A 23698-nucleotide genomic window follows, 5' to 3' on the forward strand; every position below is an offset into this window, starting at 1 on the left:
GAAAGTAGGTATTGATACGATGAATATTCTTGCCATTGAATCCTCCTGTGACGACACCGCCGCCGCCGTTGTCAAGGACGGTCGGACGGTGCTGTCTAGCTGCGTGTCCTCCCAAATTGAGATGCATACCATCTATGGCGGCGTGGTACCGGAGCTGGCCTCCCGCAAGCATATCGAGGCCATATCCGGTCTAGCCGACAAAGCTCTGGCTGACGCCGAGCTCTCCCGCGCCGATCTAGACGCCGTAGCGGTCACCTATGCCCCCGGCCTCATCGGCGCTGTGCTGGTAGGGGTCAACTTCGCCAAAGGGGCAGCCATGGCTCTGGACCTGCCCCTCATCCCGGTCCACCATGTCCGGGGCCACATCGCGGCCAATTATATCACCCACCCGGACCTGGAGCCCCCCTTCGTCTGCCTGTGTGTATCCGGCGGCACCACAGCCATCGTGGATGTGCGGTCCTATACAGAGATGGAGATCATGGGTTCCACCCGGGACGATGCCGCCGGCGAGTGTTTTGACAAGGTGGCGCGGGTGCTCGGCATCGGCTATCCTGGCGGCGCTCCCATGGACCGGCTGGCCCAGGGGGGCGATGACCTGCGGTATGAGCTCCCCCTGGCCCATGTGACCGGGCACGAGCTGGATATGTCTTTCTCCGGCCTCAAAACAGCCAGCCTGAATCTGATCCACAACGCCCAGCAGAAAGGGGAACCCCTGGACCTGCCCTCTTTCGCCGCCAGCTTTGGCCGGGCGGTGAGCCAGTCCCTGGTCCCCCGTGCTATGGCCGCAGCCAAGGCAAAGGGCTATGGCAAGGTGGCGGTGGCCGGCGGCGTGGCGGCCAACAGCCGCATCCGGGCCGATCTCCAGGCCGCCTGTGCCCAGAGCGGGGGTCAGCTCTACCTCCCCGAACTGCGCTACTGCGGCGACAACGCCGCTATGGTCGGCTGTCAGGGGTACTATGAGTGGCAGGCTGGCCACACAGCCGGTTGGGAGCTAAATGCTTACGCCACCCGGGATATCTCTCTGGGATAAGCCCACTGTTTCCCGCCTGGCGGAACAGTGGGCGGCTCTCCCTGTGCTCCGTCTGTAGTATTACAGTCTGGATACCTCCCCTCTCAATTTTGCGTTATGTCACCCATAATTTTTGGGTTCTTTACATTTTTTCCCTATTTCTAATCGTAAGAAATCCACAGCCGCCCGAATCATGGCGCTTTGAGCTGCCCCTTTTGTGGAAAACCATGTGGAAAGTGTGAATAACTTTTTGTACTTACTTTTTACAATTCCGATTATGTAAATCTTTTATACCTGTACACAGGTCTCTGGCGGCGGCCATACAAAATTTTTCGTTCCTCCTATTGACATTAGCTGGACGTGGTGGTAGAATATTGCGGTACAATAAAGTAGGTACGGTTCCCCGTCCTCACCCCAGGCCAGCGCCAAAGGGTCAACATGGAAGATCAGCACTGGATGTCCAGTGGTGTTTTGCTATGATACGGGGGCCATATCGGCTATCCGTATTTTATTTTGTCTGGAGGTGCTTTCCCATCGCTAACACAGGTCATCAAACCAATGACGAGATCCGCGACAAGGAAGTTCGACTGATCGACCAGGCCGGCGAACAGTTGGGCATCATGTCTTCCCAGGAGGCGCTTCGCCTAGCGGAAGAACAGAACCTGGATCTGGTTAAGATCTCCCCCAACGCCGTTCCCCCTGTGTGCAAAATCATGGACTACGGCAAATATCGGTTCGAACAGACCAAGCGCGAGAAGGAAGCCCGCAAGAATCAGCGCGTGGTGGAGATCAAAGAGATTCGGATGTCCCCCAGTATTGATCTCAATGACTTCAACGTTAAGCTGAGGAACGCCCAAAAGTTTTTATCTGAGGGCAACCGCTGCAAGGTCACAGTCCGCTTCCGCGGCCGTGAGATGGCTCATACCAATATCGGTCAGGATCTGCTGCTCAAGTTCGCGGAGGAGTGCGGCGAGCTGGCTGTTATGGATAAGAGCCCCAAGCTGGAGGGACGTCATATGTCCATCTTCCTATCCCCCAAGCCTGCCAAAGACGCCAAAAAGTAAGTAAAGGAGTTTTCTGTTATGCCGAAGATCAAGATCAAGACTCACAGCGGCGCCAAAAAGCGCTTCTCTCTCACCAAGACCGGCAAGGTCAAGCGCGCCATGACCAAGAAGCGTCACCTGCTCAACGGCCACGGCAAGACCACCAAGCTGAAGCGGGCTCTGCGCGGCACCACCTATGCCGACAAGACCAATGAGGCCGCGATCAAGCGCATGATCCTGTACAAGTAAGACAGAGGGAGGTAACGAACAATGGCAAGAGTGAAAGGCGCGATGATGACGCGCAAGAGAAGAAATAAGATCCTCAAGCTGGCCAAGGGCTACTGGGGTTCCAAGTCCAAGCATTATAAGATGGCCAACCAGGCTGTCATGAAGTCCGGTGTGTACGCCTATACCGGCCGCAAGCTGAAGAAGCGCGACTTCCGTCAGCTTTGGATCACCCGGATCAATGCCGCCTGCAAGCTGAACGGCATGAACTACTCCACCTTCATGAACGGCCTGAAGAAGTCCGGCATCGTCATCAACCGCAAGATGCTGGCCGAGCTGGCAGTCAACGATAAGGCAGCTTTCGTCCAACTGACGGAAACCGCCAAGAAGGCTCTGGCCTAATTCTGTGAAATTGCGCTCCGGTACTGGATTTCAGCACCGGAGCTTTTTTCTGGCACATCTGATTATTCCCGGCGGCTGATTTTCTCCCTTTCCACAGCCGACCCAATCAAAAAGGAGGACACCTATGCCCACATTCACCTTAGATATCTACCAGACTGCAGGCATTGCCATGCTCCTGTTCGTACTGGGCCGATTTCTCACCGAGCGCGTCGAGTTCCTGAGAAAATGCTGTATCCCCGCCCCTGTGGTGGGGGGCCTGATCTTCGCCCTCGTTCATCTGGGACTCTATATGAGCGGTGTACTGGCCCTATCCTTTGATGAGAACATCAAAAACTTCTTTATGACCCTGTTCTTTACCAGCGTAGGCTATACCGCCTGCTTCCGGCTGTTGAAAAAGGGGGGTAAAAAGGTATTTACCTTCCTGTTTGTCGCTATCTTAATGGTTATCCTGCAAAATTTGGCCAGCTCTGTGCTGTCCGTCCTGCTTGGCTGGGATCCCCGTCTCGGCCTGTGCACCGGCTCCATCCCCATGGTAGGGGGCCACGGTACCGCGGGCTCCTACGGCCCCGAACTGGAAAAGATGGGTCTGGCCGGCGCTGAGGTGCTGGCTATGGCCGCCGCCACCTTTGGTCTTGTCGCCGGCTCCCTGATGGGCGGCCCTACCGCCCGCAGCCTTATCAACAAATATGGTCTGCGCTCCAACGAGACCACCGAGTCCGTCATTGAAGCCGCTGACGAGACTCCTGAAGAGAAGGAGCGGGCGGAGCGCATGGACTATACGGCCTTTACCAACGCCGCCATCCTGCTCATCGTCGCATCTGGCCTGGGCACTCTGCTGACCATGGCCTTCAATAGCGTGCAGATCACCATTGCCGGCACGGTCATCAAGTTCACCTTCCCCACCTATATCGGCTCCATGGTCATCGCCGCTGTCATCCGCAATTTCTGTGATGTCAAGCGCATTATTCTCCCCGCCAAGGCCATCGATACCTGGGGTAACGTGTCCCTCTCTATCTTTCTGGCCATCGCCCTTATGTCCCTAAAGCTCTGGGAACTGGCCGAACTGGCTACGGACATGGTCATTCTACTGGCCGCCCAGGTAATACTCATGTTTCTCTTCGCCCGGTTCGTGGTGTTCCGGCTCATGGGCCGGGACTATGAGGCGGCAGTCATGACCTCCGCCTTCTGCGGATTTGGTATGGGCGCCACGCCCAACGCCATGGCCAATATGCAGGCCATCACCAAAAATTACGGCCCTGCTCCCCAGGCTTTCTTTATCGTACCGCTGGTCGGCTCGCTGTTCATTGATTTCTGCAACGGAATTATTATTACCCTGTTTCTGAATGTACTGCCGTTGATCTTCGGCTGATAAAAGCCCGCGCCCTGCTCCCCTGAGGAGCAGGGCGCTTTTTTACGATCTTATCAGGTCTTTGTCCCCTTCTTCACTATTTATACAGAGGCTCACAGTCCTCTAGACGACTCCTTTTTCTTCCGCTTGGCCGCCATATAGCGGTCCTCCTCACTGAAGATGCAGCCGCAATATTTCTGCATATAGAAGCCGTGCTCCCGGGCAAAGGCCTGACCCGCCTGAAACAGTGGCCTGAAATCCCGGTACAGGAAGTCCACCCCGTACTTCTGCCCCATCTCACGGGCAATGGCGGCGATGGCATCATGGTTCTGATAGGGGGAAATGAGCAGCGAGGTGGTAAAGCTGTCATAGCCATGCTCCGCGGCGTATCGGGCTGTCTCCTCCATTCGGACCCGGTAGCAGTAGGGACAGCGCCCGTCAATATTTCCAGCCACAGCGGTGACGAACGGCCGCAGATCATAGGTGCCGCCGATGACCAATTTCATGCCGATCTCCCTTGCGTAGTCCTCTAAGGTGCGCTTCCGGGCCTGATATTCCGTATAGGGGTGAATGTTGGGGTTAAACCAGAAGCCGGTGACCGACAGCCCCTCCTCCCGCAGTTGAGCGATAGGCTGGTTGGCGCAGGGGGCACAGCACATATGCATCAGGGTATTATCCATCACACGCACCTCAAATCTCCAAAATATCTAATTCCAGGCCCTGCCGCATGGCATAGGCCAAGGTCTGGGCCGTCCCGCCTCTGGGTTCACCGTCATAGACGGCGATAATCCGGCAGGCCCGATCCACCATGTACCGGTTCCGCCTTGCCATGCAGCCCCGGTCATAGTGATGCTGGACCAGAGTCTCATAGTCGCACTGGTCCAGGATAGCCTGATAGCGGAGCCGCTCCTCCCGGGGCCAGCGGTCCGCTTGGCTCTCACAGGGCCGCGCCCCCTCCAGCGTCACCTGCGGAAAGCACGCCCGCAAGGCCAACACAGCCTCGGCAAAATACAGGTCCGCCCCCCGTGCCATTCCACAGATAAAATGGCGGCAGCCACTCTGATAGGCCCGCTCCAGGGCCTGTCCCAACCGCTCCTTCAGCCGTGTGCATCTGGGGTCCCGCTCATCCGTTCCCCAAGGAAGTTTGTCGGGCCGGTGCCCGGTAAAGCAGCAGGTATTTGCCTGTTCCAAAACACAGCGCCCCTTCTTTTGTGCTGGTTTCTATTCTATAACAGGACATAGTCTAAGTCAATGTTTATGGAAAATTTGTTCGATTGAGTGGACAGCCAATCGATTCTCTGTATCCATATCCTGCCACGGGTGTACCTAGTGGAGCCCTGTTTCCTCTCCCCTATCTCCGCAATCCCGCTGCCCGGTGAACTTGGGCCTCAAGAACAGAATGGACGGCCTTTGGCCGTCCATTCCTTTTACTCCAATATCCTACCATCCACTGAGATGGTCACCACCTGCCAGGGGATAAACTTCCCGCTGTCCCGCAGGGCCTTCTCCGCCGCAATTTGTAGGCCGCCGCAGCAGGGGACCTCCATCCGCGCAATGGTCACGCTCTTGATATTATTTTGACGGATGATTTCTGTCAGCTTTTCACTGTAATCAACCCCGTCCAACTTGGGGCAGCCCACCAATGTCACTTTGCCCCGGATAAAATCCTGATGGAAGCTTCCATAGGCAAAGGCGGTGCAGTCGGCGGCAATCAGCAGGTTCGCGCCGTCAAAGTAGGGCGCCGTAAGGGGAGCCAGCTTGATCTGGACAGGCCACTGGCGCAGTTGGGATGAGACTGGACCGGTCGCGGCGGCTTCCTGCTCCTGACGCCGTCCCAGTGTCTGGATACGGCTGCCGGGGCAGCCCTGGCCTTCTCCATTCTCCCGCTCCCTCTTTTTGGCCTGGACTGCCGCCTCATCATAGGGGGCCGCCTCCCGTTCCACAAAGGTGATGGCCCCGGTAGGACAGGTGGGTAAACAGTCCCCCAGGCCGTCACAGTAGTCATCCCGAAGCAGGGCCGCTTTGCCCTCCACCATGCCGATGGCCCCCTCATGACAGGCCTGGGCACACAGGCCGCAGCCGTTACACTTCTCTCGGTTGATCTCAATAATTCTACGAATCATGTCATTTTCCGCCTTTCCTTGACTTGGATGGGCTAAGTATAGTACCATTGATCCACAGAGTACGTTGTTAAAACAACATTTTAGGAGAAAGATATGGACTATCAATTTTTGGCTGGTATTCTCCTGTTCCAAGGGCTCTCCCCGGACGTTCTTCCGGATCTTCTGGCCGGTCTGGGAGCCGGGACTCGTTTCTATCCCCGTGGGGAGGCCGTCCTCCGCACCGGCGACCGGACCGGGCGGCTGGGTCTGGTGCTCTCCGGGGGCGTCAACATTGAGAATCACGACGCCTGGGGAAACCGGACCATCTTGGACCATGTTGCCCCCGGCCAGGTCTTTGCGGAGACCTACGCCTGTGTCCCAGGGGAACCACTGATGGTGGACGTAGCGGCCGTCCAGGACACAGAGGTCCTGTTCCTGGATATGGGCCTGCTCTTGTCCGGCGAGGGACCCCACCATGGAACTCTCTTGCGCAATCTTCTGACCATTACGGCCAGAAAAAACCTGGCCCTCTCTCGGCGCATCTTCTACACCTCCTCCAAGACCATCCGGGGCAGGCTGCTCTCCTATCTGTCCGACCAGGCGGTGCTCCAGAACAGCCCCTCCTTTTCTATCCCCTTTGACCGCCAGCAGCTGGCTGATTATCTGGGCGTGGACCGGAGTGCCCTGTCCAATGAGCTAGGCAAAATGAGGCGGGATGGGCTGCTGTCCGCCAGGAAAAGCCACTTTCGCCTCAATGTGAGCCAGATGCCCTGATCTACACAGGATTTACAATTTAATTACAATTCATTTTCTTTGGTTGACAATGTAGACCAGTTGTGTTATGTTTGGTCTACAAAGTAGACTTAAGGAGGTGTTTTTATGCCGGATGTCACCCTGACCAACAGCGAATGGTATGTGTTGGACTGCCTTTGGGAGCACTCTCCTCTGACGGTGATGGAATTGGTGGAGCGCCTGTCCCAGAAGGTGGGCTGGGCCAAGAGCACCACCATCACTACCCTGCGGCGGATGGAGGAGAAGGGGCTGGTCCACTGTGAAGTGACGGGCCGGACCCGTCACTATCGGCCCTCGGTGGAACGGCGGCAGGCCGTCCGCCGGGAGACCCGCTCCTTCTTGAACAAGGTGTATCGGGGCAGCGTGGGGTTGATGGTGTCTGCCATGGCCCAGGACAAGGCCCTGACCCGGAAGGAGATTGACGAGCTGTATGAGATTCTTCGACAGGCAGAGGAGGGAGCGAAATGAGCGGCATTTTCGTTCTGAACAGCGCCATGCCCACCCTGATCCCCTGGGCCTTTACCTCCACCCTACTAATTCTGGCGGTGCTGACTGTCCGTTGGCTCACCCGGAACCGGCTGTCCTCTGTGAACCGCTATGCCCTCTGGGCGGTGGTGCTGATCCGGCTGCTGATCCCTATTCAGCTCCCCTTCCTGTCCTCCTTCGGGGCAGTGGACTTTGCGCCTCAGATGGAGGACACCCCGGTATATGCCTTTCCCACCGACCACATAGACGCGCCAGAGAGTTATATTCAGCATATCTGGGAAGAGCAGGGAGAGGACCCGGTCATGAGCGCCGGCATTACCAGCCGTGGCTTCCCCGCTCTGGGAGGGCTCGGCTTTGATTATTACAGCGGCGGCACAGTCCTGGAGGAAAACGGTTATACCGATTACGCCTTTTTCTCCACTGTCCCCCGTATCCTGTCTATCCTGTGGGGGACAGGAGCAGCGGTGATGCTCCTGTTCCTGATTGGGAGCAACCTGCGCTTTGCCGCAAGGCTGCGCCGCTCCCGCCGCCCCCTGGACATTCCTGAGTGTCCTCTTCCCGTCTACGTGATAGAGGACCTGTCCTCTCCCTGCCTGTTCGGCCTGTTCCGGCCCGTGGTCTACCTGACTCCCCAGGCAGCGGCGGACTCTGCCGCACGGGAGCATGTGCTGGCCCATGAGCTCACCCACTACGCCCACAGGGACCACCTCTGGGCCCCCCTGCGGTGTCTGGCCCTGGCCCTCCACTGGTATAACCCTCTGGTGTGGCTGGCTGTCCTCCTGTCCAAACGGGACGGAGAACTGGCCTGTGACGAGGGGGCGGTACGCCGTCTGGGAGAGGACCAGCGCATCCCCTACGGCCGCACCCTGGTGGGCATGGTGGCCCAGCGTTCCCTGCGGCCGGCCGATCTGCTGTCCTGCTCCACCGCCATGACAGGGGGCAAAAAGACCATTCAACAGCGCATCGCCCTGCTGGTGAAGCACCCAGAAACCAGGGCGGCCGCTGTCTTTGGGGCTTGTGTGGCCCTGGCTCTGGTAGCAGTATTCACCTTCTCTGACGGAAACCAGAGCGGCGGTCCGGCAGGCGATTATAGACGCTTCCTCAGTGATGTGCAAAGCGCCCAGAGCATCCGCCTGGGACAGCCCACCACCTCCAGTCAGTTTGACCCCACCGCCATCACCGATCCGGAGCTGCTGGCGGAGGCCAAAGAGATCTTGAAGCAGGAGTGCCCGGACTGGCTCAATCCGCCCCAGGTAGTGGGGGACCTGGCCCCGGCCTCTCTGCGTACCCTGACTCTCACTGACCAGCAGGGCGCGGAGGTCCGATATCTGCTGGCCGCCCCCGCCGACCGGGGGAACTCCGGCGACTTCTATGTGCTTACTGACGGTGAACTCAGCGGGACGGAGGTTTCCGGACGCCGGGTGGCCGCCCTGATGCACCAGCAGGCGGCAGTCCAGCTCTACGACCTGATGAACCGCCAGGGGGCACAGAGCGGCGCCATTCCTCTTACCGCCGAGGAGCTGGCCTATTTCAACGACGGCTCCTTCTTTGACAACGGGACCGGCAGCGGCGGAAATGCCTACATCAATTTCTCCATTCGCAACCAGTTCCTGACTTCCTGGTATGACCATCCGGCGGACATCGACCTGTACCAGCTGTTCTATCTGGGGACCGGCAATCCCAGCTCCATCAGCGAGGAGGAGCGGCGGCTGGTCATCGACCGGGGTTACGGCGGGGCGGACCCGGACTGCGGCTGCACCAAAATCACCCGGCAGGAGATGGACGCCGTCCTGCTGGAACACACCGGCCTGACTTTGGAGGAGACCAATCTGGTGGGGCTGGGCGATTTCACCTACCTGCCGGAGTATGACGCCTACTACCACTTCCATGGGGACACCAATTATACAGTCCCAAGCTTTGAGAGCGGTTCCCGCCATGACAGCATTCTCTATCTCAACTATGGGGACCACGGGGCCTGCCAGTTGGTCCTTCGGGCGGTGGACGGCGGATATCAGTTTATCGCCAACCGCTCTACCCAGGTTGGAAACGTACCCAGCTCCTATACCCGGCTGGAGAAGCCGGAGCACATCGCCGCCCTGGTGGAGCTGCTAGTCCAGGATCAGGCGTTTCTCACCGAAAACGCCCAGTATTTAGGGATCACCCCGGAGGCGCTGGCCGACGCCCTCCAGGGGAAGGGGGAGGAAGGCGTCTCCCCCGACCTGCTGGTCATCGGCACCTACAACGGCTGGGTCCCGGACCAATGGGGGCGGGGCTACGGCTATCGGTTGACGGTCTGGGGAGGCGGCAGTGTGATGTTTATGGACCTAACCTTCCCGGCGGCGCTGAATGAGCAGGTGCTGGCCTTCCACCAGTAGGACTCTTTGGAGTTGATTCAAAAGGACCTGACCCAGCGTCTGTCCGCTCTCACCCCACAGGACATCCAGTCCGTCAGCGGAGGCCGCTATGACCTCCCGGTCTCGTCCGACCAGCTGGCCGGGATGCTCAACCGAATGGCAGGCCGGTATCTGGGGCCGGACGGATCTGACAGCTTTTCCTCCCACCGGCTGTGGACGCTGGACATCCTGCTGCCCGAGGACGTCACCCTGTATCTCTCCGCCGGTCTGGTCGAGGACCAGGTGGACATCGACGGGCTGCTCTTTGAAAGCCCGGAGCTGTACCAGCTCATCCGTCAGCGGTGGACTCCTCCCGCCGGCAGCATCGTCCGGGAGGACCTGTCCCCGGTGGCGGAGGCGGTGGACCGGCTCCTGGCGGATGAGCTGGCCAAGTGGAACCAGGACTTTACCGACAGCGGCCTGTCCGCCCCCTACACTGGGGTAGAACTGACCCAATTCCGCCTGCTGTCCTCTTACCCCGACCTGCTGAAAGAGGGGACCGTGAAGCTGTACGCCTTCGACTACGGCTTGACCACCGGGAATTTGGAGGAAGCGGGCTGGGCTGGAGGGAATTACGCCGACGGCGACGGTCTGTTTCATCCTTACGGCCATGTGCCCCATCTGCTGACGGTGGAGGGGATCGGTCATATGGAGCGCAGTCAGATCATCCTATGGGAGTTCCCCCTAGTGGTAGGCAGCCAAGGCTATGAGGAACTGGTCACTCAGGACTATGTTCGTGACGTGGTGGTAAGCAACCTCCGGGACTTGCTGGACCCGGTGGTCCCCGCCTCGGTGACCGACCCCCAGAAGGCGGCCGAGGCCTATGGACGGGCTCTGGCCCAATACTATTCCTCCTTTGGGTCCAGCCACCCATCGGCCGTAACCTACGCCGCCCTGTATGAGGCCCGGGTCTATCAGCAGGCGGCCAGCGGACTGTGCGCCGCCATCACTCTGGCCGTGGATCCGGTGGAAGCGAACAACATATATTGGCAGTCGGGCGCCGGCCTTGATCCAGGACCAGATGGACATTGGCTGTACACCCTGGAATACTGCCTGGAACGGCAGGAGGACGGCACCTGGAGGTGTACAGACTCGGGTACCGGCGGGGTAAGGCTGGAGCGCGGAGATCCCCAGGTAATTAAGCCAAAACCGGAAAGATGACTTCCCGCTTCATCCACAAATAACTTTTGCAGAGTCCCGCCGGAGGATATCCGGCGGGACTCTTTTACATTCTTGACAAATTTTTATCTTAAATATGTCTAAAATCACGAAAAACAGGATGTTAAGTTCCTGTCTTTCCTCCTCTCTGTCCTGTTAAGAAATCGTTAATTCCGTTGTTTTTGCTCCCCAAAATCGCTATCATAATACTGAAGAAATAGAAAGATATCCAGTCTATTGTAGGTGTTTCAAAATCATGAGTCTGCGCGTAGGAATCGATATCGGCTCCACCACCGTCAAGGTAGTGGTGCTGGATGAACAAAATAAACTGCTGTTCCGCTCCTATGAGCGGCACTTCTCCAAGACCCGTGAGCGGGCACTGGAAACATTGAACTCCATCTCCGATATGCTGTCCGGCCAGCGTGTCAAGGTCACCATCACCGGCTCTGCCGGACTGGGCGTAGCCAACGCCGCGGGCATCGACTTCGTACAGGAGGTATATGCCACTGCCGCCGCGGTGAATACATACATCCCCGACACGGACGCGGTCATCGAACTGGGAGGGGAGGACGCCAAGATCATTTTCTTCGGCGGCTCCCTGGAGGAGCGGATGAACGGCTCCTGCGCCGGTGGTACCGGCGCCTTCATCGATCAGATGGCCACCCTGATGAACGTCACGGTGAACGAGCTAGATACTCTGTCCCTAAAGCATGAGAAGATCTACCCCATCGCCTCCCGCTGCGGCGTATTTGCCAAGAGCGATATCCAGCCCATCCTGAATCAGGGCGGGCGGAAAGAGGACGTGGCCGCTTCCATTTTCCAGGCAGTGGTGGACCAGACGGTGGCCGGTCTTACCCAGGGCCGGGAGCTGAAGGGCAAGATCGTGTTTCTGGGTGGGCCTCTCCACTTCCTCATGGGCCTGCGCCAGCGTTTTGTGGAGACTTTGGCCCTAGACGGTGAGCACGCCATCTTTCCCGAGGACGGCGACTGTTTCGCGGCCATGGGCGCGGCTCTGTGCGCTACCGACTATCAGCCTGTCCCCTTTGAGGAGGTGCTGAAAAAGCTGGCCGACAGCGCCGAGGCCACCACCCTGGTGGACACCATGCCTCCCCTGTTCTCCAGTCAGGAGGAGTACGACCAATTCAGTGCCCGGCACAACGCCAGCCGCCCCCCAGAGGTGGATATCCATACCTACTCCGGTCCGGCTTGGCTGGGCATCGACGCTGGCTCCACCACCACCAAGCTGGCCCTCATCACCGCCGACGGCGGCCTGCTGTATACCTATTACCACTCCAATCTGGGTAACCCCGTGGCCATCGTGCTGGAACAGCTGCGGACCATCTACGCCATGTGCGGTGACCGTATCGTGATCCGCGGCGCCGCCGTCACCGGCTATGGCGAGGACCTGATCAAAAACGCCTTCTCCTGCGACCTCGGTCTGGTGGAGACTATGGCCCACTACAAGGCCGCCGCCCACTTTGAGCCCTCCGTGGATTTCATCATCGACATCGGCGGTCAGGATATGAAGTGCTTTAAGATCCGCAACGGCGCCGTGGACTCCATCATGCTCAACGAGGCCTGCTCCTCCGGCTGTGGCTCCTTCATTGAGACCTTTGCCAAGGCTCTGGGCTACAACATAGCGGATTTCTCCAAGCTGGGACTCTTCTCCCAACATCCGGTAAATCTGGGCTCCCGGTGCACTGTGTTCATGAACTCCAGCGTCAAGCAGGCCCAGAAGGACGGGGCCAGCGTGGAAGATATCTCCGCCGGTCTGTCCACCTCCATCGTGAAAAACGCCATATATAAGGTTATCCGGGCCGCCTCCGCCGACGATCTGGGACAACACATTGTGGTCCAGGGAGGCACCTTCCTCAATGACGCGGTGCTCCGGGCCTTTGAGCAGGAGCTTGGCCGGAATGTGACCCGTCCTGTGATTTCGGGCATCATGGGCGCCTTCGGCGCCGCTTTGGCTGCCCGTGACCTGCACCTGGACAAGAGCCAGCTGCTGGGCCGGGAGGCTCTGGACCGTTTCTCCCACACCGCCAGACCCGCTACCTGCGGCCTGTGCACCAATCACTGCTCCCTCACCGTCAACTCCTTTGACGGGGGGCGGCGCTTCGTCTCCGGCAACCGGTGCTCCCGTCCTCTGGGGGAGGAGCCCAGCCATCTGCCCGACCTGATGCGCTACAAATACGACCACCTCCGCTCCCTCCATGGGACGGGGCAGGGAGATGGCTCCAGAGGGAGAATCGGTATTCCCTTCGGCCTGAATATGTATGAGAACCTCCCCTTCTGGTTCGAGTTGTTCACACGACTCAATTTCCGGGTGGTCCTCTCCCCCCAGTCCAGCCGCAAGCTCTATCTCAAGGGCCAACGCACAATCCCCTCTGACACCGTGTGTTACCCCGCCAAGCTGCTCCACGGCCATGTGGAGGCGCTGGTGGAGGAGGGCGTGGACGCCATCTTCTACCCCTGTATGCCCTATAACTTTGACGAGGGTGTCAGCGACAACAACTACAACTGCCCGGTGGTAGCTTACTACCCCGAACTGCTGGCCGCCAACGTACCCGACCTGAAAAAGACCCGGTTCCTCTACCCCTACTTTGGCCTTCACCGCCCCAAGGATTTCGAGCGCAAAGCCAGCGAGTGGTTTTTCAACGAGTTTCAAATCCCTAAGCGGGAGACTGTGGCCGCCGTCAAAGCCGCCTATGCGGCCTACGATGCCTATAAGGAGGATCTAAGGGCCCGCGGCCGGGAGTATATCGCCCAGGCGCGGGCAGAGGGACGCCCCATCCTGGTGGTGGCTGGCCGCCCCTACCATATGGACCCGGAGATCAACCACGGTATCAACGATCTTATCACCTCCTACGGCTTTGTTCTGGTCACCGAGGATGCGGTGGCCTATCTGGAGGATAAGGCTCCCCGCCATGTTCTCAACCAGTGGACCTATCACGCCAGGATGTATAACGCCGCCCGGTATGTGTGCACCCAGCCGGATATGGAGCTCATCCAGCTGGTATCCTTTGGCTGCGGCATCGACGCTATCACCGGCGACGAGATGCGCTCCATCCTGGAGGACGGCGGCAAGCTGTACACCCAGTTGAAGATCGACGACATCAGCAACCTGGGCGCCGTCAAGATCCGCATTCGGAGCCTGATGGCCGCCATTGAAGCCAGAAAACAGAGTTGAGTATTTCTAGGTGTAAAGCTTGGAGATATTGTGTTCGTTGAAGGCGAACAGGTTTTGAATCACCCGGCGGAGCCGGACACTGAATCCCCGCTCTCCACTCTTTTCAGAAAGGGACTTTTTTATGGCAAAATTAGTTTATGACGAAACTGGCCGTCTGCTGTTCACCAAGGAGATGAAGGAGGAGTATACCCTCCTGATGCCCCAGATGCTCCCCGTCCACTTCGGCATGATGCAGAAGCTGCTGGAGTGTGAGGGCTACAAGGTGGATATGCTCACCACCAACCACCGGGGCATTGTGGATGAAGGCCTGAAATATGTCCATAACGACACCTGCTATCCCGCTCTGCTGGTCATCGGCCAGCTCATCGACGCGGTGAAGCACGGCGGCTATGACCCCCACAAGGTGGGCCTGCTCATCACCCAGACTGGCGGCGGCTGCCGGGCCAGCAACTATATCCACCTGCTGCGCAAGGCTCTGGAGAAAGCGGACATGGGCTATATTCCTGTGGTTTCCGTCAATCTGTCCGGCCTGGAGAAGAACCCCGGCTTTTCCTTGACCCTCCCCTTCATTCGCAAGGCGGTCTTTGCCATGATGTATGGAGACATCATCGTCAACGTGGCCAATCAGGTCCGCCCTTATGAAGTAGAGCAGGGAAAGGCCGACGCCATGATCGCCCACTGGTCTCAGAAGCTGGTAGACGGCTTCCAGAGTGGGAAGGGCATGAGCCGAGGGCAGATGCGGGCTCTCTTTGACCAGATCTGCGCCGACTTCGCCTCCATCCCTGTCCAGGGTGAACCCAAGATTCGTGTGGGCGTGGTTGGGGAAATCTATGTGAAGTTCGCCCCCCTGGGCAACAACAATTTGGAGCAGTTCCTGCTCTCCGAAGGCGTGGAGCCCGTAGTCCCCGGCCTGACCGATTTCATTATTTTCAAGATTTACAACCGGGTGGCTGATGTGGATCTGTACGGCGGGAAGTGGATCAAGAAGGCCGCCTGCCGGGCCTTCATGTCCTATATCGAGGGCTGTCAGAAGGATATGATCGCCGCTCTGAAGAAGTCCGGCCGCTTCCGTGCCCCCGGCACCTTCCAGGAGCTCCACTCCCTGGTCCATGGCTATCTGGGCGACGGCAACAAGATGGGCGAGGGCTGGCTCCTCACCGCCGAGATGCTGGAGCTCATCCACTCCGGCACCAACAATATCGTGTGTACCCAGCCCTTTGGCTGCCTGCCCAACCACATCGTGGGCAAGGGTATGATCCGCAAGCTGAAGGACGAGTACCCCTACTCCAACGTGGTGGCCATCGACTACGACCCAGGCGCCACCAAGATCAACCAGGAGAACCGCATCAAGCTGATGCTGGCCAACGCCAAGGGCCTGACTCATCAGGAGTCCCCCGCGCCCAGAGCGCCCCAGCCTGAAGTGGCTCCCAAGCTGGCTCATGCCCACAGTTAAGCTTTCCCTCTCAACAAAAAAGGACCCGGTACAGTGGTGTACCGGGTCCTCTTTTCTTTTTTCTCACAGCCCATTGACGATAAAATTGGGCCGCTTCCCCTCCAGCACCAGCTGGGCCGAGGTCCACATATTGGTGTGGGCCCGGTGGAAGGAGCCGCCGGTATTGCCGCCCAGATGGGGCGAGTAGATGGCCCGGTCCGCGACCTCTGGAGGGAGGTCCACCAGGGGGTGGTCAGCGGGAGTGGGCTCCGGTTCAAAGACATCCATAGCGATGGCACCCAGTCGGCCGTCGATGAGGGCCTGCCGGACGGCCAGGCTGTCCACCAACAGGCCACGAGAGGTGTTCACTAAAATGGCTCCCGGCTTGAACTTGTCTAGCAGAGCCTTGTCCACCATATGAGTGGTCTCCGGGGTGACTGCACAATGGAGAGATACAATGTCGCACTGGGACACCAGCTCCTCCAGTGGGAGATATTCCACGTTCAGCTCTTCCTCTACCTGGGGTGGACGGCGGTGGGCGGTGTAGTAGTACATCTTGCAGCCGAAGGGAGCCAGCAGCCTGGCTGTGGCGGTACCGATGTCCCCCAGCCCTACCAAGCCCACAGTGGATAGACCCAACTCCGGAGAGTTGGAGGCCATGACCGCCTCCTTCATCTCGCGTTGACGGCCTTCCCGAAGGGCGTTGTGGCCAGTAATACCGTGACGTAGAGCCATGAGCATGAGCATCACCGTATGCTCCGCCACTGAAGCGGCGTTGCAGCCTTTATTGTTGCACACAAAAATGTTCCTGGCCCTGGCCGCCTCCAGATCAATCCGGTTGTAGGCCACCCCCTCCGATTGGATCAGCTTCAGACCGGGCATCAGGTCCATCAGTTCTCCCGTCACGTCCACGATGGGGTCGGTGAACAGGATCTGGGCATCAGCGTTTTCCCGCGCCGCCTGTTGTGGGGACTGGTCCAGAGAACAGTAGGCCGTTTCAAAGGGCAGCTGTGCAACAAACTCCGGCATATAGGCCTCATAGCGTGCCTTCGGCCCTAAGATCAATACTTTCATGATTCATCCTCCCGGTCATTGATAAATTTTTTCCTCTGGGAAAGAATATAAATATTGTAGCACACTTTTTTTGTTGGTACAACACTCCAATATTAGCACTCAAATAATAAGAGTGCTAATATTTACAATTTATACACAAAGTGTGCAAGAACTGTTCACATTTGGACGATATACTAGGACCAAAGTTAAGTGAGGCAGGAAGGGCCGCTGAGATCGGACCCCCACCTCAGAAAGGAGTTTCTTATGATGTACAGTATGATCCCCTTTGGCCGCTATCACGGCGGTCTAGACACGATTTTTGATGACCTGGAGCGCAGCTTCTTCCCTCCCGCAAACCGCCAGCCCACCGCCTTTCGGACCGATATCCGGGATGAGGGTGACCACTTCCTTTTGGAAGCTGAACTGCCTGGCTTCCAAAAGGAGGATATCCATTTGGAGCTGAAGGAAGGCATCCTGACCATCTCTGCCCAGCACGAGGAAAAGCAGGAGAAGCGGGACGACCAGGGCCAATACCTGTGTCGGGAGCGCCGGGTCGGCTCTTTTGTCCGCTCCTTTGATGCCTCTGGCATTCAGGAGGACGCTATCCGAGCCTCCTATGAGAACGGAGTGTTGACGTTGATTCTGCCTAAGATGGCTGAGATACAGCCTCAAAGCAGAAGGATCGCCATTCAGTGACCAGAAGGAAGGGCAGGCTTCAGAGCCTGCCCTTTTTTGGGGGTGCCGGTGTATACGCCAGCCAGCGAGCGTCAAATTTTTTCTTGCAAAATATCTCAGGTTGGTGTATTTTTGTTTTAGCAAACAATTCAGTCAAGTGCTAATTTATGACAATCTTGAAACCAAAGTTAAAGGAGGTTTCTTTTCATGAATATGGATCGATTTACTCAAAAATCCCTGGCCGCCATCCAGGGGGCCAGGGACATCTCCCAGGAATACGGCAATCAGCAGATCGAGCAGCCCCACCTGTTGCTGGCCCTGGTCAGTGACAACGAGGGGTTCATTCCCCAGCTGCTCGCCGCTATGGGCATGACTGTTCCCAGCTTTGAGGCGGCAGTGAAGGGGGAGGTCCAGAAACTGCCTAAAGTGTCCGGGTCCGGCCGGGAAGCGGACAAGGTCTATGTGTCCCAGGATGTGGACAGGGCCCTCCGCGGCGCGGAGCAAGAGGCCCAGGCCATGAAGGACGAGTACATCTCAGTGGAACACATCTTCCTCGGTCTGCTGGCACAGCCTGACAGTGCCTTAAAGGAGTTATTCCGCACCTACCATGTGGACAGGGAGAAGGTGATGCAGGCTCTGGCCAGCGTCCGCGGCAACCAACGGGTGACCTCGGACAACCCGGAGGATACCTATAACGCCCTGAAGAAATACGGCACCGACTTGGTGGAGCGGGCCCGCCAGAACAAGCTGGACCCGGTCATCGGCCGGGACGATGAAATCCGGAATGTCATCCGCATCCTTTCCCGTAAGAGCAAGAACAACCCTGTGCTCATTGGCGAGCCCGGCGTGGGCAAGACCGCCATCGCTGAAGGTCTGGCTCAACGGATTGTCAAGGGAGATGTGCCCGGTTCCCTGAAGGACAAGACGATCTTCTCCCTGGACATGGGCTCCCTTGTGGCCGGGGCCAAGTACCGGGGGGAGTTCGAGGAGCGGCTGAAGGCCGTCCTCAACGAGGTCAAAAAGTCCGAGGGCCGCATCATCCTCTTCATTGATGAGCTGCACACTATTGTGGGCGCTGGCAAGACTGAGGGCAGTATGGATGCAGGCAACCTGCTCAAACCCATGCTGGCCCGTGGCGAGCTCCACTGCATCGGCGCCACCACTCTCAACGAGTACCGGCAGTATATCGAGAAAGACGCCGCCCTGGAACGTCGGTTCCAGCCCGTGATGGTCAACGAACCCACAGTAGAGGACGCTATCGCCATCCTCCGGGGGCTCAAGGAGCGGTATGAGGTGTACCACGGGGTCAAAATCACGGACGGGGCTATCATTGCCGCCGCGACCCTGTCCAACCGCTATATCACCGACCGCTTCCTGCCGGACAAGGCCATCGACTTGGTGGACGAGGCCTGTGCCATGATCCGCACCGAGATGGACTCCATGCCCACTGAACTGGACATCATCCAGCGGAAGATCATCCAGCACGAGATTGAGGAGGCCGCCCTGAAGAAGGAGACCGACAAGCTGTCCCAGGAGCATCTGGCTGAGATTCAGAGGGAACTGTCCGATATGCGGGAAGAGTTCAAGGCCAAGAAAGCCCAGTGGGACAACGAGAAGGGGGCCATCGGCAAGGTACAGAAGCTGCGGGAGGAGCTGGAGGCGGCCAACGCCGCCCTGGAGAAAGCCCAGCGGGAGTACGACCTGGAGAAAGCCGCCGAGCTGCAATATGGCCGCATCCCGGAGCTGAAGAAAGCCCTGGAGGCGGAGGAGAGCATCGCCAACGAGGGCAAGGCCCGCTCTCTCCTGCGGGACAAGGTCACCGAGGAGGAAATCGCCCGCATCATTGAACGCTGGACCGGCATCCCGGTGGCCCGGCTGATGGAGGGGGAGCGGGACAAGCTGCTCCACCTGGAGGATATCCTCCACCAGCGGGTGGTAGGACAGGACGAGGCAGTAAGGTTGGTATCCGAGGCTATCCTGCGCAGCCGGGCCGGGATCGCCGACCCCAGCAAGCCCATCGGCTCCTTCCTGTTCCTGGGCCCTACCGGCGTAGGTAAGACCGAGCTGGCCAAAACTCTGGCCGAAGCCCTGTTCGACAGCGAAAAGAACCTGGTGCGCATCGACATGAGCGAATATATGGAGAAATTCTCCGTGTCCCGGCTCATCGGCGCCCCTCCGGGATATGTGGGCTATGAGGAGGGCGGCCAGCTCACGGAGGCGGTGAGGAGAAAGCCCTACTCCGTCATCCTTTTTGATGAGGTGGAGAAGGCTCACCCTGACGTATTCAATATATTACTTCAGGTATTGGATGACGGTCGTATTACGGACAGTCAAGGAAGAACGGTGGACTTTAAGAACACCATCATCATTCTAACCTCCAATCTGGGCAGCCAGTTCCTGCTGGACGGCATCGGCTCAGACGGTGAGATTAGTCAGGAGGCCCGGAACCAAGTGAGCGAGCTGCTCAAGCGGTCCTTCCGCCCGGAGTTCCTCAACCGTTTGGATGAAATTGTGTTCTACAAGCCGCTGACAAAGGATAACGTCACCCATATTATTGACCTTCTGGTGGCCGATCTGAACCGCCGCCTGGCGGATCAGCAGCTCACCGTGGAGCTGACTGCCGACGCTAAGTCCCATATCATTGACGCGGCTTATGACCCCATCTACGGGGCTCGCCCCCTGCGCCGCTATCTCCAGCACACAGTGGAGACCCTCATCGGTCGAAAGATTATAGCCGATCAGGTGGAGCCTGGTGCCCATCTGTCTGTTGATGTCAGGGATGGCCAGTTGACTGTGCTTTGAGTTTTCGATTCCTCATTTCATCAGGTCGATTTGCCCCTAACAGCTCCAAAGATAGGAATTTCCCCCATATTTATCCCCAAAAACAGAGGAGGGGCACAGCCGCGGCTGTGCCCCTCCTCTATTTTTCCATTCAGCTCTCCGCGTATCGGGCAAGAAACTGGCGGGTCCTCTCCTGCGCAGGGTGCTCAATGACTTGGCGGGCAGGTCCCTGTTCCACGATGACGCCCCCATCCATAAAGATGACCTGGTCAGCCACATCCCGAGCAAAGGCCATCTCATGGGTGACGATGATCATGGTGGTCTTTTGCTCCGCCAGGGAGCGGATAACCTTCAACACCTCGCCGGTGAGCTCCGGGTCCAAGGCAGAGGTAGGCTCGTCAAAGCAGAGAATATCCGGCTTGAGAGCCAGCGCCCGGGCGATGGCCACCCGTTGCTGCTGGCCGCCGGAGAGCTGGTGGGGATAATGGCCAGCCCGGTCGGCTAACCCCATCCTGCCCAACAGTTCCCGGCCATCTTTCTCAATCTGGGCGTAGATCTCCTTTTTTTTCTCCTTAAAATCGGGACGTTCCCTGGCCAGAAGCTGGCTGGCTAGGGTCACATTTTCCAGCGCGGTGTATTGGGGAAAGAGGTTAAATGACTGGAAAACCATCCCAAAGTGGAGCCTTTTCTTGCGGATCTCGCTCTCCCTCTGGGTAGAGGGGTCAGCGGCGTCAAAAAGGATCTTATCCTGGACCAGGATCTGTCCCTGATCCGGGGTTTCCAAAAAATTTAGGCAGCGTAGCAGCGTGGTCTTTCCGCTGCCGGAGGAGCCGATGATGGCTAGGGCCTGGCCCTGCTCCAGTTCGAAGCTGATGTCCTCCAGCACACGGGTGGCCCCAAAGTGCTTTTCGATATTCTTGACCTGTAAAACAGCCATTTCAGCGCCTCCTCATCTGAAGTAATCCAGCTTTTTCTCTGTCCGGCTCAACAGAAATGTGACCAGTCCATTGAACACCAGGAAAAACACACCGGCATAGAACAATGGCCAGATCATAGCCTTGTTTCCAAACTCCTTCGCCATGGCGATGACCTCTTTTACCATGATAAAGTTAGCCAGAGAGGTGTCTTTGATCAGGGTGATGATCTCATTTCCCATGGGCGGGACGATGCGCTTGATGACCTGGAGGAGCGTGACGTGGTAAAAAATCTGGCCCTTTGTCATGCCCAGCACCTGTCCAGCCTCCTGCTGCCCTCTGGGTACGCCCTGGATACCGCCCCGGAAAATTTCTGAGAAATAGGCCGCGTAATTAAGCACAAAGGCCAGACAAGCAGCCGTCATCCTGGGAAGCATATGTCCAGGATTCAAAAAACCGGGCAAATAATATACAATGGCCAGCTGGAGCATCAGTGGGGTGGAGCGCATCAGATAGACATACAGCCGGGAGACCCCGCTCAACGGCTTCCAGCGACTGATGGACCCAAAGGACACGATCAGCCCTAGCGGCAGCGCCAGCAACAGTGTCACGAAGAATATCTGGCAGTTGAGCAAAAAGCTCTTCCCCAGCATGACGTTCACAGTCTGAAAACTCATGTTCTCTCTCCTTTGCCTTCCCATCAAACACAGCACAGGGCAGGAGGGATCGCTCCCCCCTGCCTTGCGGTCTGGTCGCCGTGTCTTTTCTTTTTACTGATTGGCCAGCAGCAGTTCAGCCAAGTCATATTTCTCAGCCAGGGTATTCAAAGTGCCGTCCTCAATGAGCGCCTGCATGGCCTCATTGACCTTCTCAGCCGCATCGGAGTCTTTGCGGAAGCCGACGCCGTACTCCTCCACGGACAGCTGCAGATCGGGGATAATCATCAGATCGGAGTAGTCCCCCTGGCCCACCATAGCGCCGGCCAGTACAAAGTCCAGTACGGCGGCGTCGGCGGCGCCAGTCTTGACTTCCAGAAGGGTGTCGGTCTGCTTGGCAGCGGAGATGTACTCAGCCTGCTTTAGACTTTCGTCTGCACCCTCGCCAATGATGGCGGCCTCACCGGCAGAGCCGGCCTCGGCCTCCACCGTCTTACCCACCAGGTCGGCGGTGGACGTATAGACATCGGCGTTGTCGGAGCGGATCACCACCACCTGGTAGTTCTTGATGTAGGGATCAGAGATGGTCAGAGCCTCCTGCAGCTCAGGGGTAATGGTCATGCCGTTCCAGATACAGTCGATGGTCTGGGCCTGGAGCTCCATGATCTTGCTGTCCCAGTTGATCTCCACAAACTCAGGGGTGACACCCAGCTTCTCGCAGACGGCGGTGGCAAACTCAGTCTCAAAGCCAGTCAGCTCGCCATTGTCGTCAAAATAATTCATGGGTTCAAAATAGGTAATGCCGATCTTCATCGTACCGTTGCTCTCGATCTTAGCCCAGTCGGAGTCCGCCGCGTCCACAGAGCTGTTGTCCCCCTGCTGGCTTCCAGAGCTGCCATCCGAGGCAGAGGCATTGGAGCCGGACTGGCTGGACTGGTCCTGAGCGCCGTTATTGCCGCAGGCGGCCAGAGACAGGCACATGGCCAAGGCCAAAACAAGAGAAAGAGTCTTTTTCATAGTTATGTATCCTCCAATTCTTTCAGCAAACCCCAGGGATCACTCCCTGTGACACTTTCGCATTTTAGCACGCTAATGCGATATTGTAAAGAGGAAAATGAAAAATTTTTTTGATTTTCTTTTTTGCCAAACGCTCTCCTTCCTCTTTCCGGAAAAAATATCACCTTCCACAAGATAAGGGGGCCGGACGGCCATCCCCTTTGTTGGAGGAAAACTGTCACGGGAATGAGGTCGTTCATCCTCATGTCCAACTGACAGTGCTCCTCCGAGAGATAAACCGCCCGGCCCCTGATCTGCCTCACTCAAAAGGCGCTCATAATCTGTCCCAATGTGGACCAGATTACTTCATGCCGTTCTCGTAGGACTCGATCATCTTCTTGACCATCTGGCCGCCCACGGAGCCAGCCTGCTTGCTGGTCAGGTCGCCATTGTAACCCTGCTTCAGGTTGACGCCCACCTCGTTGGCAGCTTCCATCTTAAACTTGTTCATCGCTTCACGGGCATTAGGCACCATAATTTTATTGCTGTTGTTACTAGACATGATTCCTCTCTCCTTTTACTGTTTGACTGTTTTGGTTTGGATGGAACATCCACGCATATCATTTCCCCAGCCGGATCAACTATACCTGTATCATCTTTCCTTATCCAGGCAATTTTCCTGAAATATCCTTTCCTCTTATGATTGCTTAAATAAGCAAATTTCTCTTTTAGCGTACACCGCACAACTGACAAATAGCTGCGCGCGATACTTTCCTATTTCTCTTGAAGGATAAAACGCCAACCACAAAATATTGCCTCTATACAATCCAACTGGAGCACACAAACTTCGGAGAGACAATCCATTTTTATTTTTTGCCTAGCTCTTTCCGCCAAAATACTCTTAATTGGCTATATCCTAAGCCCATCTTAATATCAGATATACACTCCTTAATAACGCAATAATGTCTGGCATGATAGGATAGCAAAATAGAAAATGATTTCCAGAATAAATCGGAGGGGAAGTGAAGTTCACATGGTTTCAG

Annotated in this window: 21 protein-coding genes; 13 read left to right on the forward strand and 8 right to left on the reverse strand. The window is 57.4% G+C overall.

The window, feature by feature from the left end:
* Positions 1–19: 19 nt before the first annotated feature.
* The 5 genes from tsaD to gltS all read left to right on the forward strand — a co-directional run bounded on the left by tsaD (position 20) and on the right by gltS (position 4048).
* Positions 20–1030 (forward strand): tRNA (adenosine(37)-N6)-threonylcarbamoyltransferase complex transferase subunit TsaD, encoded by a 1011-nt coding sequence (gene tsaD / locus WKS99_RS02430; protein ID WP_340405272.1) that lies wholly within the window; start codon positions 20–22, stop codon positions 1028–1030.
* Between the two features lie 455 nt (positions 1031–1485).
* Positions 1486–2073, forward strand: coding sequence for a translation initiation factor IF-3 (gene infC / locus WKS99_RS02435; RefSeq protein ID WP_262669332.1), 588 nt, complete (start codon positions 1486–1488; stop codon positions 2071–2073).
* Between the two features lie 18 nt (positions 2074–2091).
* Positions 2092–2301: a 50S ribosomal protein L35 gene (gene rpmI, locus WKS99_RS02440; RefSeq protein ID WP_050625289.1), complete on the forward strand. Its 210-nt coding sequence runs from the start codon at positions 2092–2094 to the stop codon at positions 2299–2301.
* A gap of 21 nt (positions 2302–2322) precedes the next feature.
* On the forward strand, positions 2323–2679 hold the full coding sequence (rplT, locus tag WKS99_RS02445) for a 50S ribosomal protein L20 (RefSeq protein ID WP_147561805.1): 357 nt from the start codon (positions 2323–2325) through the stop codon (positions 2677–2679).
* A gap of 124 nt (positions 2680–2803) precedes the next feature.
* Positions 2804–4048, forward strand: coding sequence for a sodium/glutamate symporter (gene gltS, locus WKS99_RS02450; protein WP_186852808.1), 1245 nt, complete (start codon positions 2804–2806; stop codon positions 4046–4048).
* A 92-nt stretch (positions 4049–4140) separates the two neighbouring features.
* Here gltS and WKS99_RS02455 read toward each other — a convergent pair whose 3' ends face one another.
* The 3 genes from WKS99_RS02455 to WKS99_RS02465 all read right to left on the reverse strand — a co-directional run bounded on the left by WKS99_RS02455 (position 4141) and on the right by WKS99_RS02465 (position 6150).
* Positions 4141–4707 carry an epoxyqueuosine reductase QueH gene (locus WKS99_RS02455; RefSeq protein WP_240286953.1) on the reverse strand — a complete coding sequence of 189 codons (567 nt, stop codon included), beginning with the start codon at positions 4705–4707 and terminating at the stop codon, positions 4141–4143.
* A 10-nt stretch (positions 4708–4717) separates the two neighbouring features.
* On the reverse strand, positions 4718–5218 hold the full coding sequence (locus tag WKS99_RS02460; RefSeq protein WP_147570848.1) for an SLOG family protein: 501 nt from the start codon (positions 5216–5218) through the stop codon (positions 4718–4720).
* A 236-nt stretch (positions 5219–5454) separates the two neighbouring features.
* A complete protein-coding gene (locus WKS99_RS02465) occupies positions 5455–6150 on the reverse strand; it encodes an ATP-binding protein (protein WP_340405273.1) in 696 nt (231 codons plus the stop codon).
* A gap of 93 nt (positions 6151–6243) precedes the next feature.
* On the opposite strand from WKS99_RS02465, the gene WKS99_RS02470 reads away from it, so the two are divergent.
* From WKS99_RS02470 to WKS99_RS02495, 6 genes are all read left to right on the forward strand, one after another.
* Positions 6244–6903: a Crp/Fnr family transcriptional regulator gene (locus tag WKS99_RS02470; RefSeq protein WP_262669334.1), complete on the forward strand. Its 660-nt coding sequence runs from the start codon at positions 6244–6246 to the stop codon at positions 6901–6903.
* A gap of 105 nt (positions 6904–7008) precedes the next feature.
* Positions 7009–7389, forward strand: coding sequence for a BlaI/MecI/CopY family transcriptional regulator (locus tag WKS99_RS02475; RefSeq protein WP_147570851.1), 381 nt, complete (start codon positions 7009–7011; stop codon positions 7387–7389).
* A complete protein-coding gene (locus WKS99_RS02480; RefSeq protein WP_340405274.1) occupies positions 7386–9782 on the forward strand; it encodes a M56 family metallopeptidase in 2397 nt (798 codons plus the stop codon). The genes WKS99_RS02475 and WKS99_RS02480 overlap by 4 nt, the downstream gene beginning before the upstream one ends.
* A 6-nt stretch (positions 9783–9788) precedes the next feature.
* Positions 9789–10961, forward strand: a complete 1173-nt coding sequence (locus WKS99_RS02485) for a hypothetical protein (RefSeq protein WP_340405275.1) — start codon at positions 9789–9791, stop codon at positions 10959–10961.
* Positions 10962–11214: 253 nt separating this feature from the next.
* The gene (locus tag WKS99_RS02490) at positions 11215–14148 is read left to right on the forward strand and encodes an acyl-CoA dehydratase activase-related protein (protein WP_240286945.1); all 2934 of its coding nucleotides are present in this window, start codon (positions 11215–11217) and stop codon (positions 14146–14148) included.
* Positions 14149–14269: 121 nt separating this feature from the next.
* Positions 14270–15601 carry a 2-hydroxyacyl-CoA dehydratase gene (locus WKS99_RS02495; RefSeq protein WP_262669337.1) on the forward strand — a complete coding sequence of 444 codons (1332 nt, stop codon included), beginning with the start codon at positions 14270–14272 and terminating at the stop codon, positions 15599–15601.
* Positions 15602–15664: 63 nt separating this feature from the next.
* Here the strand turns inward: WKS99_RS02495 and WKS99_RS02500 are convergent, their stop codons facing one another.
* Complete coding sequence (locus tag WKS99_RS02500) at positions 15665–16654, reverse strand: 2-hydroxyacid dehydrogenase (RefSeq protein ID WP_340405276.1); 990 nt, start codon at positions 16652–16654, stop codon at positions 15665–15667.
* A gap of 243 nt (positions 16655–16897) precedes the next feature.
* On the opposite strand from WKS99_RS02500, the gene WKS99_RS02505 reads away from it, so the two are divergent.
* Positions 16898–17329, forward strand: a complete 432-nt coding sequence (locus WKS99_RS02505; RefSeq protein ID WP_243200985.1) for an Hsp20/alpha crystallin family protein — start codon at positions 16898–16900, stop codon at positions 17327–17329.
* 186 nt (positions 17330–17515) lie between these two features.
* Entirely contained in the window at positions 17516–20110 is a 2595-nt protein-coding gene (gene clpB / locus WKS99_RS02510; RefSeq protein WP_186852814.1) for an ATP-dependent chaperone ClpB, read from the forward strand.
* A 130-nt stretch (positions 20111–20240) separates the two neighbouring features.
* On the opposite strand, the gene WKS99_RS02515 is transcribed toward clpB, so the two are convergent.
* The 4 genes from WKS99_RS02515 to WKS99_RS02530 all read right to left on the reverse strand — a co-directional run bounded on the left by WKS99_RS02515 (position 20241) and on the right by WKS99_RS02530 (position 23217).
* Positions 20241–21026: an amino acid ABC transporter ATP-binding protein gene (locus WKS99_RS02515; RefSeq protein ID WP_340405277.1), complete on the reverse strand. Its 786-nt coding sequence runs from the start codon at positions 21024–21026 to the stop codon at positions 20241–20243.
* A gap of 12 nt (positions 21027–21038) precedes the next feature.
* Positions 21039–21680: an amino acid ABC transporter permease gene (locus WKS99_RS02520; RefSeq protein WP_147570857.1), complete on the reverse strand. Its 642-nt coding sequence runs from the start codon at positions 21678–21680 to the stop codon at positions 21039–21041.
* Between the two features lie 93 nt (positions 21681–21773).
* Positions 21774–22676 carry a transporter substrate-binding domain-containing protein gene (locus WKS99_RS02525; RefSeq protein ID WP_340405278.1) on the reverse strand — a complete coding sequence of 301 codons (903 nt, stop codon included), beginning with the start codon at positions 22674–22676 and terminating at the stop codon, positions 21774–21776.
* A 340-nt stretch (positions 22677–23016) separates the two neighbouring features.
* Positions 23017–23217: an alpha/beta-type small acid-soluble spore protein gene (locus tag WKS99_RS02530; RefSeq protein ID WP_147570859.1), complete on the reverse strand. Its 201-nt coding sequence runs from the start codon at positions 23215–23217 to the stop codon at positions 23017–23019.
* Positions 23218–23698 lie beyond the last annotated feature (481 nt).

This window comes from Flintibacter sp. HCN-6482, assembly GCF_037892565.1.
GTDB classification, from domain to species: Bacteria; Bacillota; Clostridia; order Oscillospirales; family Oscillospiraceae; genus Lawsonibacter; species Lawsonibacter aceti.

Coding starts and splice junctions, on each gene's coding strand:
- infC (WP_262669332.1), top strand. CDS start 1,486: ATGATACGGGGGCCATATCGGCTATCCGTATTTTATTTTGTCTGGAGG.
- WKS99_RS02525 (WP_340405278.1), bottom strand. CDS start 22,676: ATGAAAAAGACTCTTTCTCTTGTTTTGGCCTTGGCCATGTGCCTGTCT.
- clpB (WP_186852814.1), top strand. CDS start 17,516: ATGAATATGGATCGATTTACTCAAAAATCCCTGGCCGCCATCCAGGGG.
- WKS99_RS02530 (WP_147570859.1), bottom strand. CDS start 23,217: ATGTCTAGTAACAACAGCAATAAAATTATGGTGCCTAATGCCCGTGAA.
- WKS99_RS02470 (WP_262669334.1), top strand. CDS start 6,244: ATGGACTATCAATTTTTGGCTGGTATTCTCCTGTTCCAAGGGCTCTCC.
- WKS99_RS02475 (WP_147570851.1), top strand. CDS start 7,009: ATGCCGGATGTCACCCTGACCAACAGCGAATGGTATGTGTTGGACTGC.
- WKS99_RS02515 (WP_340405277.1), bottom strand. CDS start 21,026: ATGGCTGTTTTACAGGTCAAGAATATCGAAAAGCACTTTGGGGCCACC.
- WKS99_RS02480 (WP_340405274.1), top strand. CDS start 7,386: ATGAGCGGCATTTTCGTTCTGAACAGCGCCATGCCCACCCTGATCCCC.
- WKS99_RS02490 (WP_240286945.1), top strand. CDS start 11,215: ATGAGTCTGCGCGTAGGAATCGATATCGGCTCCACCACCGTCAAGGTA.
- WKS99_RS02520 (WP_147570857.1), bottom strand. CDS start 21,680: ATGAGTTTTCAGACTGTGAACGTCATGCTGGGGAAGAGCTTTTTGCTC.
- WKS99_RS02465 (WP_340405273.1), bottom strand. CDS start 6,150: ATGATTCGTAGAATTATTGAGATCAACCGAGAGAAGTGTAACGGCTGC.
- gltS (WP_186852808.1), top strand. CDS start 2,804: ATGCCCACATTCACCTTAGATATCTACCAGACTGCAGGCATTGCCATG.
- rpmI (WP_050625289.1), top strand. CDS start 2,092: ATGCCGAAGATCAAGATCAAGACTCACAGCGGCGCCAAAAAGCGCTTC.
- rplT (WP_147561805.1), top strand. CDS start 2,323: ATGGCAAGAGTGAAAGGCGCGATGATGACGCGCAAGAGAAGAAATAAG.
- WKS99_RS02495 (WP_262669337.1), top strand. CDS start 14,270: ATGGCAAAATTAGTTTATGACGAAACTGGCCGTCTGCTGTTCACCAAG.
- WKS99_RS02505 (WP_243200985.1), top strand. CDS start 16,898: ATGATGTACAGTATGATCCCCTTTGGCCGCTATCACGGCGGTCTAGAC.
- WKS99_RS02455 (WP_240286953.1), bottom strand. CDS start 4,707: ATGGATAATACCCTGATGCATATGTGCTGTGCCCCCTGCGCCAACCAG.
- WKS99_RS02500 (WP_340405276.1), bottom strand. CDS start 16,654: ATGAAAGTATTGATCTTAGGGCCGAAGGCACGCTATGAGGCCTATATG.
- tsaD (WP_340405272.1), top strand. CDS start 20: ATGAATATTCTTGCCATTGAATCCTCCTGTGACGACACCGCCGCCGCC.